The following is a 12,123-nucleotide window of genomic DNA, read 5'->3' on the forward strand; positions in this document are numbered from 1 at the left end:
GATGTTTCCTTCGAGCGCTCATTTCCGCTCACGTTCCCAGCCCCACTGATGCCGCCCACCGTATTCATCGTCTCCGACGGTACCGGGATCACTGCCGAAACTTTCGCGCATTCGATCCTCTCCCAGTTCGACCAGAAATTCCGCCTGGTTCGCGTGCCTTTCGTCGACTCGACGGAAAAGGCATATGCCACGCTCGAAAAGATCAACGAAGCAATCCAGCAGGACGGCCGCCGTCCGATCGTCTTCACGACGCTGGTGGACAGCGCGTCGAATCAGATCGTCAAAGGCTCGAACGCGCTCGTGCTCGACATGTTCCAGACCTTCGTGGAACCGCTCGAACAGGAACTGGAGCTGAAGTCGAGTCACGCGATGGGTCGCGGCCACCAGAACGCGGACACCGAGGAATACAAGAATCGCATCGAAGCGATCAATTTCTCGCTCGCCCACGACGACGGTCAATCGAATCGCAATCTCGCCGACGCCGACGTGATCCTGGTCGGCGTATCGCGCAGCGGCAAGACGCCGACGAGCCTCTATCTCGCCATGCAGTACGGCGTGAAAGCGGCGAATTATCCGTTGATTCCCGAGGATTTCGAGCGCGGCAAGCTGCCTACGCCGCTATTGGCGCATCGGCAGAAGATGTTTGGTTTGTCGATCGATCCGCAGCGGCTCTCGGAGATTCGCAACGAGCGCCGGCCGGGCAGCAAGTACGCCGCGCCGGAAAACTGCCGTTACGAGATCAATGAAGCGGAAGCGATGATGCGGCGCGAAGGCATCAAGTGGTTGTCGTCGACGCATAAGTCGATCGAGGAGATCGCGACCACGATCCTGCAGGAGATCAAGCTCGAGCGATCGGCTTATTGATCGCTCGGTTGCGCCTGAAATGCGCGCGGCGCCGGGATTCCCGGCTCACGCGCGGCCGCGCTGCTGCCGGCACTGTTCGAACACGCAGACCGCCGCCGCGGCCGCCACATTCAGCGACTCCATGCCGCCCGGCTGCGGAATCGTCACCCGCAACGAGACCGCGTCGCGCCATGCCTGCGAGACGCCCGCCCCCTCGTTGCCGAACACCCAGGCAAGCGGTCCGCTCAGATCGCAGTCGTAGATCGCCTCGGCGCCGTGCGAATCCGTGATCACGACGGGTATCGCAAGACGCTCGATCAGCGCTTGCGCTTCCACGTCTTCGTGAATCTGCAACAGGAAATGCGCGCCCATGCCCGAGCGCAGTACTTTCGACGACCACGCGTACGCCGTGCCTGGCGCACAAAATACCTGTTGAATGCCGGCGGCCGCCGCGCTGCGCAGAATCGAGCCGACGTTGCCGGCGTCCTGCACGCTGTCGAGCACGAGGCAGGTTTGCGCGACATTTTCCGGCAAAGGCGTATCGAGCTTCTCGACCAGCAGCAGAATGCCGACGCCGTGCACGACATTCGACAGTTGCCCGAACAACGCATCCGGCAGCGTGACAAGGCGATGCTCGTCGACGCGCGACACGATCGCCTGCGCTTCGTCATGGCGCAGCGCGCCATCCGTGACGATGCACAGTTCCGGCTGCCCGGCGACGTCGAGATAGGCGCTTGCGAGATGAAACCCTTCGAGCAGCGCGTGGCCGCCGCGACGCTGCTGATGCGTCGAACCGGCCAGTGCTTTCAGGCGCTTGTAGAGCGGATTGTCCCGCGAGGTGATGGCTTTCACAGGCAGCGAAGACAGTAAGGATGAGCGATTAGCGGGCGACGTGCTGGCCACGCCCACGAGTTGGTCGATTACGCGCCGCTGCGTTCGCCGAAAGCGTCGTCGTCGAGCAGGGCATCATCGTCGAGCATGGCGGGCAGGATGACGTCGCCCGCCGGCAGCGGCACACCCGTGCCGAAGCGCAGATGCGCTTCGCGCACCGGCGCGAACGAGCGCCGGTGATGCTCGCACGGCCCATGCTCGCGCAGCGCCGCGAGATGCTGCGGCGTGCTGTAGCCGACATGGGCGTTGAAGCCGTAGACCGGATACGTTTGGTGCAATTCGAGCAGCATCCGGTCGCGCGTGACCTTGGCAAGAATCGACGCCGCCGAAATGCATTTGACGAGCGCGTCGCCGCCGATCACCGCTTCGCTGCGAATGCTCAGCGTCGGACAGCGATTGCCGTCGATCTTGACGAGCGTCGGCGCGACCGACAGGCCCTCCACGGCGCGCTTCATCGCCAGCATGGTGGCGTGCAGAATGTTCAGCGTATCGATTTCCTCGACCGTTGCCGAAGCGATGCAGTAAGCGAGCGCCCGATCGACGATCTTGTCGTACAGTTCCTCGCGCTTTTTGGCGGTGAGGGCCTTGGAATCGTCGAGGCCGCGGATCATCGGTTTGGACGGGTCGAAAATCACCGCCGCCGCGACGACCGGACCGGCTAGAGGTCCACGCCCTGCTTCGTCGACGCCGCAGACGATGTCGTCCGGCGTCTCGAAGTTCAGGCCGACCTGCTCCGCCGCCGCGCCTGCAACGGTCGCAGCCTTGCGGCGCGGTGCGCGTGATTGGGTCACGGCCGCCCCTTGCGCTGTTCGATGACGCTCGCCACGACTTCCGCCGCACGCTGCGCCGTGTTCTGCTTCAGCACGTGATGCATCTCCGTGAAGATTTCCGTCAGCGCGCGCCGGTTGGACTCGTCGCGCAACTGTTTCAACGTGGCTTCGGCAAGCGCTTGCGGCGTGGCGAAGTGCTGAAGAATTTCCGGGACCACGAAACGCCCCGCCAGAATGTTCGGCAACCCGACATACGGCAGATAGCCCTGGCGGCGCATGATCTGGCCGGTCAGCCAGGGCACCTTGTACGAGATCACCATCGGTTTCTTCAGCAACGCCGCTTCGAGCGTCACTGTGCCGCTTTTCACGAGGATCGCGTCAGCCGCCGTCATTGCGAGCTGCGCCTGGCCGTCGGTGATCGTGAGCGCGAGACCGGGGTGCGCATCCACCAGTGGCCGCAGCATCTCGCGCAGTGCCGGTGTGGCCGCCGGCATCACGAAGCGCAGGCCCGGTTCCTGGTGCTGCATCATTTCCATCGCGGCGAAGAAGGTCGGGCCGATCAGATCGATTTCCGAGCGACGGCTGCCTGGCAGCACCGCAATGATCGGCCCGCTTTCCGCAAGACCCAGCGTGCGGCGCGCGCCGAGTGTATCGGGTTCGAGCGGGATTTCGTCGGCGAGCGGATGGCCCACGTACGATGCCGCGACGCCCGCCTTCTCCAGCAGCGCCGTTTCGAACGGAAACACGCACAGCATGTGATCGACCGCTTTGGCGATCTTCCTGATGCGGCCGCCCCGCCACGCCCAGATCGACGGGCAGACGAAGTGGACGGTCGGAATGCCCGCCTCGCGCAACGGATGCTCGAGGCCGAAATTGAAATCGGGCGCATCCACGCCGACGAACACCGCCGGCGGCTCGGCCAGCAGCTGGCGCTTCAGTTCGTTGCGGACGGCGAGAATGCCGGGAATATGCCGCAGCGCTTCGACATAGCCGCGCACGCTGAGTTTTTCCATCGGCCAGTGGGCGTCGAAACCCGTGGCGATCATGCGCGGTCCGCCGATCCCATAGTACTGGGTGGCGGCCGGCAGACGGCTCGCGAGGCCGTCGAGCAGCGAGGCCGCCAGCAGGTCGCCGGATGGCTCGCCCGCCACCATCGCGACGCGCAGCGGATTCGGTTGCAATGCCATCGGTTAGCGGATGATGCCGCGTTGCGACGCTTCGACGAACGCGAGCAGCGTTTGCACCGGCGCGTCGCCATCGCCACCCGCGGACGCGAGTTCGCGCAACTGCACCTTCGCCTCTTCCAGCGACAGGCCGTTCTTGTACAGCACGCGGTACGCCGTGCGCAGCGCGGAAATCGCATCCGGCGAGAAGCCGCGGCGACGCAAGCCCTCGACGTTGATGCCGTGCGGCTCAGCCTTGTTGCCGGCGGCGATCACGAACGGCGGAATGTCTTGCACCAGCGCCGAGGCGCCGCCCAGCATCGAATGCTCGCCGATTCGGACGAACTGATGTACGCCCGACATGCCGCCGACGATCGCGTGGTCGCCAATGGTGACGTGGCCCGCCATCTGCGCGTTGCTCGACAGAATGACGTTGCTGCCGACGTGGCAATCGTGGCCGATGTGCACGTAGGCCATGATCCAGTTGTCGTCGCCAAGCGTGGTGACGCCCGCGTCCTGCACCGTGCCGGTGTGGATCGTGGTGAACTCGCGGATCGTGTTGCGGTTGCCGATGACGAGCCGGGTCGGCTCGTCCTTGTACTTCATGTCTTGCGGACGGCCGCCGACCGAGGCGTAGTGACCGATCCGGTTGTCCTCGCCGAGCGTGGTGTGACCTTCGATCACGCTATGCGAACCGACCGTGGTCCGGGCGCCGATCGTCACATGTGCGCCGATCACGGCATACGGTCCGATTTCGACGGATTCGTCGAGTTGCGCGCCCGGTTCGACGATCGCAGTGGGATGAATCCTGCTCATGCGTCCTCGCTTCTGATTCTGTTGCGTTGTCTGGATGGGCCCGGCCGGAAGCGGCGAGGCTGACAGCCGCGCCAGCCGTTCACCGCCGGGACGCCGACTCAGGCGTCTTTATCCGTATGCCGCACCGCGCACATCAGGTCGGCTTCCGCCGCCACGGCGCCATCCACTTCGGCGCGCGCCTTGAACTTCCAGATGCCGCGCATATGGCGCTCGAACGTGCAGTTCAGGATCAACTGGTCGCCCGGTTCCACCACGCGCTTGAAGCGTGCATTGTCGATACCGACGAATAGATACAGTGTGTTCGCCGGATCGCTCGGTTCTTCCGAAAACGTCAGCAGCGCTGCCGTTTGCGCGAGCGCCTCGAGTATCAGCACGCCCGGCATCACCGGACGCGTGGGGAAATGCCCCTGAAAATACGGCTCATTGATCGACACGTTCTTCAACGCTTTGATGCTCCTGTGCGGCTCGAGTTCGAGCACCCGGTCGACCAGCAGGAACGGGTAACGATGCGGCAGCAGCGTGAGAATCTTGTGGATGTCGAGATTGATTTTTTCGGTGCTCATGGTGTTTCTGCTCACGCATTGACTGCGCGATGATGACTGCGGATGCTGGTGCAGGTGGGTTAGTAACGCATGCTGCCGGCGCTTGCCGTGACCCGGCGGCCATGCCACCCGGTCACGGCAACCGACGTTGCTTCCTGATGCTCGCCCGCTATTTTACGCGGTGCCGGCGGCTGCCTCTGATATCTCAGGCTTTCTCGCTCGCGGAATTGCCGGGCTCATTGCCCGCCGCGCTGTCCAGCTTATCAGCGGCGGCGTTTTCGAGTGCCTTGATGCGGTCGCGAAGTTTGTCGATATTGCGCAGCAAAGCCGCGCTCCGGTTCCAGTCCGCATGGTTCACAGCCGGGAACGCGCTGGTGTACACACCGGGCTTCAACAAGGACTTCGACACGCCCGACTTCGCCGTGACGACCACGTGATCGGCCAGCGTGACATGTCCGGCAATTCCGACCGCGCCGCCGATCATGCAATGACGGCCGATGGTGGTGCTGCCGGCGATCCCCGCGCAGCCGGCGATCACGGTGTAGGCGCCAACCTTGCAGTTGTGGCCGATCTGGACGAGGTTGTCGATCTTCACGCATTCCTCGATGATCGTGTCGGCCATTGCGCCACGGTCGATCGTGGTGTTCGCACCGATTTCGACGTCTGCCGCGATCGAGACGCCGCCGACCTGCGGAATTTTCACCCAGCTGCCGGTACGCGCATCGCCTTCACCGACAAAATCCGGCGCGAAGCCGAAACCGTCCGAGCCGATTACCGCGCCCGCGTGCACGATCACGCGCTCGCCGAGCGTGCAGCCGTGGTACACCGAGACATTCGGATACAGGTGCGAGCCCGCACCGATCCTGGTGCCGCGTCCGATCGCGACGTTGGCGTCCAGCCGCACGTGTTCGCCGATCACCGCGCCTGCTTCCACGGTGACATGCGGACCGATCACCGCGCTCGCGGCGATCTGCGCCGACGGATCGATCGTGGCACTGGGATGCACGCCCGGCACCGCCTTCGGCGAGGCGAGATCGATGAAGGTTTGCGCGACGCGCGCGAAGTAAGCGTACGGATTCGGTGTGACGATGAAGTTACGAGCGTCGCGGGAGGCGAGCTTCGCGAGGTCGTCGGCGTTGATCAACACCGCGCCCGCACGGGTCGTCTCGACCTGCGACAGGTACTTCGGATTGGCGAGGAACGCCAGCTGGTCCGGGCCTGCCTGGTCGAGCGGCGCCAGACTGCCGACGCGCTGCGAACCATCTCCGACTACTTCACCGCCGAACCGTTGGACGATGTCCTCGAGCGTAAATGCCATGCCTACTCTGTCTCCTGTGTCGGTTGGAGTTAGCGCTTTAGCGCTTACTCCAACCCCATGCAACATGCGCGTCGGTTGGAGTTAGCGCTTTAGCGCTTCAGCGCTTACTCCAATCCCATGCAACATCCTTGCTGCAGTTCGTTGCAACCTGTCTGTTTCGCGAGCCGGCCACGCGCCGGTGGCCGGGTGACCGCCTTCAGTTGCCCGAGGCCGCCAATGCCTTCAGCACCTGATCGGTGATGTCGATGCGCGGACTCACGTACACCGCTTCCTGAACGATCAGGTCGTAATGTTGCTGTTCGGCGATCTGCTTGATCACCTTGTTCGCCCGGTCGAGCACCGCAGCCAGTTCCTCGTTGCGGCGTTGGTTCAGGTCCTCGCGAAACTCGCGTTGCTTGCGCTGGAAGTCCGTGTCCAATTGCGACAGGTCGCGCTGCTTCTGCGCGCGATCGGCCGGCGACATCGACGCGCCGTTCTTGTCGAGCGAATCGGACATCGACTTGAGTTTTTGCGCCATGTCGGCAAGATCCTTGTCACGCTTGGCGAACTCGGCCTCGAGCTTGATCTGCGCGGTCTTGGCGGCAGCGGATTCACGCAGGATCCGGTCGGAATTCACTGCGGCGATCCTGGCTTCCTGCGCGTGCGCTACCCCGACGCCCAGCGTCATTGCCAGCGCCAGCGCGCATGCCACACGTTTCGAAAACATACCGGTTAGCAAAGTCATCCTCTCGATACTGTAGTTTGGCCGGCAGCCCGTCACCCGATCGCGGGCCACCGAGCGCCGGCCGCCGGATCAGAATGCCGTTCCGATCTGGAACTGGAACTTCTGATACTGGTCGCCGGTGTGCTTCGTGAGCGGGAAGCCCAGGCTCAGCTTGAGCGGGCCGATCGGCGAGATCCACGCGAGACCGACACCATAGCCGTAGCGCAGACCGTTCGCGCCATTCGACGTCGCAGCGGTGCTTGCGTCGGCCCACACGTTGCCTGCATCGAGGAACGTGAAGACGCGCAACGTGCGGTCGTAGCCGGTGCCCGGCAGCGGGAAAGTCAACTCGATGTTCCCCACCAGCAGCTTGGAGCCGCCGATCGGATCGCCCGTCGATGCGTCGCGCGGACCGAGCGAGCTCGGCTCGTAGCCTCGAACCGAACCGATACCGCCGGCGTAGTAGTTCTTGAAGATCGGATAAGGCTTGCCGCCCATGCCTTTACCATAGCCGCCCTGGAAGTTGAAGCCCAGCACGAAGCCGCGCGCAAACGAGTAATAGTACTGCGCGTTGATGTCGGCCTTGTAGTATTGCGTGCCGCCGATCGGCGTACCGTATTCGGCATTCGCCTGCGTGAAATAACCGCGGCTCGGCACGAGCGCGCTGTCACGGGCGTCGCGCGACCAGCCGACCGTGATCGGCACGTTGTTCGACACACGGCCAAAGTCCTTGACGTATTCCTTGTAGGACGCCGGCGTGTTCGAGTCCACGTCCAACTGGTTCTGTTCGAGGCCGGCACCGAAGTACACCGTGTCGACTTCGGAGAACGGGATGCCGAACTTCAGGTCGCCGCCGATCGTGACGATCTTGAAGCTCGAATCCGTGGAGTAGTACAGCGGCTGATACGTACGATAGTAGACGTCGGTAATGCGCTTGATGCCGTCCACCGTGAAGTACGGGTCGACCTGCGTGACCGTCAACGTACGGTACGTCTTTGCGGTGTTGACGTTCACCGCGAGACTCGTGCCCGAACCGAACACGTTGTCTTGCGACACGCCCGCCGAGAGCACGACCTTGTCGGTCGACGAAAAGCCCGCGCCCAGCGTGATTGCGCCGGTCGGCTTTTCGGCCACCTTGACGTCCACGTCGACCTGGTCCGGCGTGCCTTCGACCGGAATCGTGGTCACGTCGACATCGGTGAAGTAGCCCAGACGGTTGATCCGGTCCTTCGACAGCGCGAGACGATTGGAGTCGAACCACGAGCTTTCGAGTTGGCGCATTTCACGGCGCACCACTTCATCTCGCGTACGCGTGTTGCCGACCACGTTGATGCGGCGCACGTATACGCGGCGGCTCGGGTCCACCTGCAGCGTCAGGTCGACCTTGTGGTTGGTCTGATCGATCTGCGGCTGCGCATTGACGGTGGCGAACGCATAGCCGTATTCGCCGAGCTTGTCGACGATGGCCTTGGTGCTGGCTTGCAACTTCTCGGCCGAGAAGCGCTCACCCGGTTTGATCTTGATGAGCTTGTTCAGCTCGGCCTCGCGGTCGAGCAGATTGCCGGCCAGCTTGATGTTCGAAATCGTGTACGGCTCGCCTTCGTGCAGCGTGACCGTCAGATACATGTCCTTCTTGTCCGGCGTGATCGACACCTGGGTCGACTCGATGTTGAACTCGAGGTAGCCGCGATTCAGGTAATACGAGCGGACGTTTTCGAGGTCGCCGGTGAGCTTGTCTTTCGCATACAGATCGTTCTTCGTGTACCACGAGAACCAGTTCGGCGTGGACAACTGCATTTCGTCGCGCAGCGTACCGGTGCTGAACGCCTTGTTGCCGATGAAGTTGATCTGGCGGATCTTCGCGCTCGGACCTTCGGCCACCGAGAACAGCACCGACACGCGGTTGCGGTCGATCGGCGTGATGGTGGTGGTGACTTCGGCGGCGTAGTAGCCGCGCGTCAGGTACTGGCGCTTGAGTTCCTGCTCGGCCTTGTCGACCAGCGCCTTGTCGTAGTAGCGGCCTTGGGACAACCCGACGGCACGCAGCGCCTTGGTCAGGTTTTCCTTGTCGAACTCGTGAATGCCGGAGAAATCGATCGTGCCGATGGCCGGGCGTTCCAGCACCTGCACGATGACGACATTGCCTTCGGTCGCGATCTTGACGTCGTTGAAAAAACCCGTGGCGTACAGTGCGCGAATGGCTTCGGAAGCCTTGTCGTCGCTGAAGGTGTCGCCTTGCTTGATGGGCAGGTACGCGAACACGGTGCCGGGTTCGACGCGTTGCAATCCCTCGATCCGAATGTCTTGCACCACGAAGGGCGACGTTGCGTGAGCAACCAGCCCATGCGCGGCGAACGCCGCGGCTATAACCGTCTTTGGAACAAAGCGATGAGGTTTAAACAACGTGCTTCCCCAGTGTGTATAGCTGCATCAGGTCAGACGGTCGCCATCGTGAACGCCGCCGGACACTTTAAAAATGGATTAAACGAGCCAGATCGTTGAACAGCGCAATCGCCGACAACGCGACGATGCAGGCGAGCCCCGCCCTCTGAAAAACGAGTTGCCAGCGATCGGAGACAACTTTGCCGGTCACAGCTTCAACCAAATAATATAACAGATGCCCCCCGTCCAATACCGGAATCGGTAACAAGTTCAGTACGCCGAGGCTAATACTGACAAGGGCCAGGAACGACAGAAACGCAGAAGGACCTAGACGTGCGCTCTTTCCTGCGTAATCGGCGATCGTCACGGGACCCGAAAGATTTTTCAGCGAGGCTTCGCCGACGATCATCCTGCCGAACATCCGCACCGAATAAACCGCGAGATCCCAGGTACGGCGCGCGCCGAGTTGCAGGCTCTCGATAGGCCCGTAATGCACGTCGATCGACGGCACCTGGGTGGACAGTTCCGCGCCGATGCGGCCGATCTGCTGCCCCGTCGCGTCGTCACGCTGCGCTTGCGGAACGATGCGAATCTCTGCGAGCTTGCCCGCCGCCGCGCCGGCACCGCCACGCTCCACTTGCAGCGTCATCGGCTTACCGGCGTGCGATTTCACATAGGCGATGAAGGCCGTGGCATTGTCGGTCGACATGCCGTCGACGGAGCGCAGACGGTCGCCCGCCGTCAGACCAGCCTGTTGCGCCGCGCTGCCCGGCTGCACACCTGCAACCGTCAGCTTGCCGCCGCCCGGCTCGAAACCGAGATGCGACATGAAGTCGTCATCGACGTCTTTCTCGGTGATGCCGCGCAGATCGAGCTGAAACTCGGACGTGCCGTGCGCATCTTTCGCGCTCAGCACGACGCGCTTGTGATCGAACGCGGCACCTAGCAGCTTCCAGCGCAGATCAGACCATGAACGCACCGGTTCCGATTCGCCGGCGTTCTCGGTACGCGCCGCGACGATGGTTTCGCCTCCGTCGAAGCCGGCCATTGCCGCCGGTGTATTCGACGCCGGCGCCGCGACCACGGCCGCCGGCTCGGTTACGCCCGTGGCGAACACGAGCGCGAACAGTACGATGGCAAGCAGGAAATTGGCGACCGGCCCGGCCGCGACGATCGCGAAGCGACGCCCCACCGACTGCCGGTTGAACGCATGCGGCAATGCTTCCGCGGGAATCGGCGCGCCGCCGGTTTCGCGCTCGTCGAGCATCTTGACGTAGCCGCCGAGCGGCAAGGCCGCAATGGTCCACTCGGTGCCCGTCTTTGGACTTACCCATTGGAACAGCGGCTTGCCGAAACCGATCGAAAAGCGCAGCACCTTGACGCCGCACAGGCGCGCCACGCTGTAATGTCCGTACTCGTGAACCACCACGAGTACGCCAATCGCGACCGCGAAAGCCAGCAGTTCGATTAGCAGATTCATGAGCGCCTCACTGGACGGCGCGTTCCGTACGACGTGCGCCGTCGGGCAGGCGCGCGATGAGTTCGGCAGCGGCGCGACGCGCGGCGGCATCCGCTTCGATCACGTCCTCGAGCACGTGCGCGCTGCGGTTCGGCAGCGCATTGAGTACCGCCTCGACCACTTCGGCGATCTTCATGAAACCGATCTGGCGCGACAGGAACGCTTCAACGGCGATTTCGTTCGCGGCATTCAACGCCGCGCTGGCCACCCCGCCCGCAGCCAACGCCTTCATGGCGAGCGCGAGACACGGAAAGCGTGCGTAATCCGGTTTTTCGAACGACAGCGATGCGATTTCCGCGAGATCGAGTTGAGCGACGCCCGAATCCACGCGATCCGGAAACGCCAGCGCGTGCGCGATCGGCGTGCGCATGTCGGGGTTGCCGAGTTGCGCGAGCACCGAGCCGTCGGCGTAAGAAACGAGCGAGTGAATCACGCTTTGCGGATGGATCAGCACGTCGATGCGCTCGCCCGGCAAGCCGAACAGCCAGTGCGCCTCGATCACTTCGAGGCCCTTGTTCATCATCGTGGCCGAGTCGACCGAAATCTTGCGGCCCATCACCCAGTTCGGATGCTTGCAGGCCTCTTCCGGCGTAATGTTGGCGAGCGTGGCCGGTTCACGCGTGCGGAAGGGTCCGCCCGAGGCCGTCAGAATGATCTTGGAGACCCCGCCATGCAACGCGGCTTCGCGCGGCAGGCATTGGAAAATCGCGTTGTGTTCGCTGTCGACCGGCAGCAGGACGGCGCCGTTGTCGCGCACTGCGTCCATGAAGATCGCGCCGGACATCACCAGCGCTTCCTTATTGGCGAGCAGAATGCGCTTGCCGGCACGCGCGGCGGCGAGACTGGGCGCGAGGCCGGCCGCGCCGACGATCGCCGCGACCACCGTGTCGCAGCCGTCGCTCTTCGACACGTCGACGAGCGCCTGCGGTCCGTACGTCACCTCGGTCTTGCAACCCGCGGCGCGCAGTTTCGCGGCGACGCGCGCGGCCGTGTCGGCGTCGCCGACCACCGCGACTTCCGGCTGAAAGCGCAGGCATTGCTCGGCGAGCTTGTCGCCGTTGCGATGCGCGCTGAGCGCGTAAACCGAAAAGCGCTCGGGATGACGCGCGACGACGTCGAGCGTGCTGTCTCCAATCGAGCCCGTGGAACCGAGCAATGTCAGACGTTTTTGCATAT

General features: G+C 63.3%; 11 protein-coding genes. 1 reads left to right on the forward strand and 10 read right to left on the reverse strand.

Going from position 1 to position 12,123, the window contains the following annotated elements:
* Window positions 1–48 precede the first annotated feature (48 nt).
* Window positions 49–864, forward strand: a complete 816-nt coding sequence (gene ppsR, locus CUJ90_RS10430) for a posphoenolpyruvate synthetase regulatory kinase/phosphorylase PpsR (protein WP_073427994.1) — start codon at window positions 49–51, stop codon at window positions 862–864.
* Between the two features lie 45 nt (window positions 865–909).
* On the opposite strand, the gene CUJ90_RS10435 is transcribed toward ppsR, so the two are convergent.
* From CUJ90_RS10435 to CUJ90_RS10480, 10 genes are all read right to left on the reverse strand, one after another.
* Entirely contained in the window at window positions 910–1,695 is a 786-nt protein-coding gene (locus tag CUJ90_RS10435) for a TrmH family RNA methyltransferase (protein WP_114162645.1), read from the reverse strand.
* Window positions 1,696–1,763: 68 nt separating this feature from the next.
* Window positions 1,764–2,525, reverse strand: a complete 762-nt coding sequence (gene rnhB, locus CUJ90_RS10440) for a ribonuclease HII (RefSeq protein WP_083083848.1) — start codon at window positions 2,523–2,525, stop codon at window positions 1,764–1,766.
* The gene (lpxB, locus tag CUJ90_RS10445; protein WP_114162646.1) at window positions 2,522–3,691 is read right to left on the reverse strand and encodes a lipid-A-disaccharide synthase; all 1,170 of its coding nucleotides are present in this window, start codon (window positions 3,689–3,691) and stop codon (window positions 2,522–2,524) included. Before lpxB ends, rnhB begins: the two co-directional genes overlap by 4 nt.
* Window positions 3,692–3,694: 3 nt before the next feature.
* Window positions 3,695–4,483 (reverse strand): acyl-ACP--UDP-N-acetylglucosamine O-acyltransferase, encoded by a 789-nt coding sequence (lpxA, locus tag CUJ90_RS10450; RefSeq protein ID WP_073427990.1) that lies wholly within the window; start codon window positions 4,481–4,483, stop codon window positions 3,695–3,697.
* 98 nt (window positions 4,484–4,581) lie between these two features.
* Window positions 4,582–5,046 carry a 3-hydroxyacyl-ACP dehydratase FabZ gene (fabZ, locus tag CUJ90_RS10455; protein WP_114162647.1) on the reverse strand — a complete coding sequence of 155 codons (465 nt, stop codon included), beginning with the start codon at window positions 5,044–5,046 and terminating at the stop codon, window positions 4,582–4,584.
* A 184-nt stretch (window positions 5,047–5,230) separates the two neighbouring features.
* Entirely contained in the window at window positions 5,231–6,343 is a 1,113-nt protein-coding gene (lpxD, locus tag CUJ90_RS10460) for a UDP-3-O-(3-hydroxymyristoyl)glucosamine N-acyltransferase (protein ID WP_114162648.1), read from the reverse strand.
* A 196-nt stretch (window positions 6,344–6,539) separates the two neighbouring features.
* Window positions 6,540–7,061, reverse strand: a complete 522-nt coding sequence (locus tag CUJ90_RS10465) for an OmpH/Skp family outer membrane protein (protein ID WP_176035760.1) — start codon at window positions 7,059–7,061, stop codon at window positions 6,540–6,542.
* Between the two features lie 75 nt (window positions 7,062–7,136).
* A complete protein-coding gene (bamA, locus tag CUJ90_RS10470) occupies window positions 7,137–9,449 on the reverse strand; it encodes an outer membrane protein assembly factor BamA (RefSeq protein WP_073427986.1) in 2,313 nt (770 codons plus the stop codon).
* 67 nt (window positions 9,450–9,516) lie between these two features.
* Window positions 9,517–10,908 (reverse strand): RIP metalloprotease RseP, encoded by a 1,392-nt coding sequence (rseP, locus tag CUJ90_RS10475; RefSeq protein ID WP_073428107.1) that lies wholly within the window; start codon window positions 10,906–10,908, stop codon window positions 9,517–9,519.
* Between the two features lie 7 nt (window positions 10,909–10,915).
* Window positions 10,916–12,121 (reverse strand): 1-deoxy-D-xylulose-5-phosphate reductoisomerase, encoded by a 1,206-nt coding sequence (locus CUJ90_RS10480; RefSeq protein ID WP_114162649.1) that lies wholly within the window; start codon window positions 12,119–12,121, stop codon window positions 10,916–10,918.
* Between the last annotated feature and the right edge of the window lie 2 nt (window positions 12,122–12,123).

Origin of the sequence: Paraburkholderia terricola (assembly GCF_003330825.1) — a bacterium.
Taxonomy (GTDB): Bacteria; Pseudomonadota; Gammaproteobacteria; order Burkholderiales; family Burkholderiaceae; genus Paraburkholderia; species Paraburkholderia terricola.

What these genes read in the sequence shown, in the direction of transcription:
- ppsR (WP_073427994.1), top strand. Translation starts at nt 49, where the DNA reads ATGCCGCCCACCGTATTCATCGTCTCCGACGGTACCGGGATCACTGCC.
- lpxB (WP_114162646.1), bottom strand. Translation starts at nt 3,691, where the DNA reads ATGGCATTGCAACCGAATCCGCTGCGCGTCGCGATGGTGGCGGGCGAG.
- lpxA (WP_073427990.1), bottom strand. Translation starts at nt 4,483, where the DNA reads ATGAGCAGGATTCATCCCACTGCGATCGTCGAACCGGGCGCGCAACTC.
- fabZ (WP_114162647.1), bottom strand. Translation starts at nt 5,046, where the DNA reads ATGAGCACCGAAAAAATCAATCTCGACATCCACAAGATTCTCACGCTG.
- lpxD (WP_114162648.1), bottom strand. Translation starts at nt 6,343, where the DNA reads ATGGCATTTACGCTCGAGGACATCGTCCAACGGTTCGGCGGTGAAGTA.
- rseP (WP_073428107.1), bottom strand. Translation starts at nt 10,908, where the DNA reads ATGAATCTGCTAATCGAACTGCTGGCTTTCGCGGTCGCGATTGGCGTA.
- CUJ90_RS10480 (WP_114162649.1), bottom strand. Translation starts at nt 12,121, where the DNA reads ATGCAAAAACGTCTGACATTGCTCGGTTCCACGGGCTCGATTGGAGAC.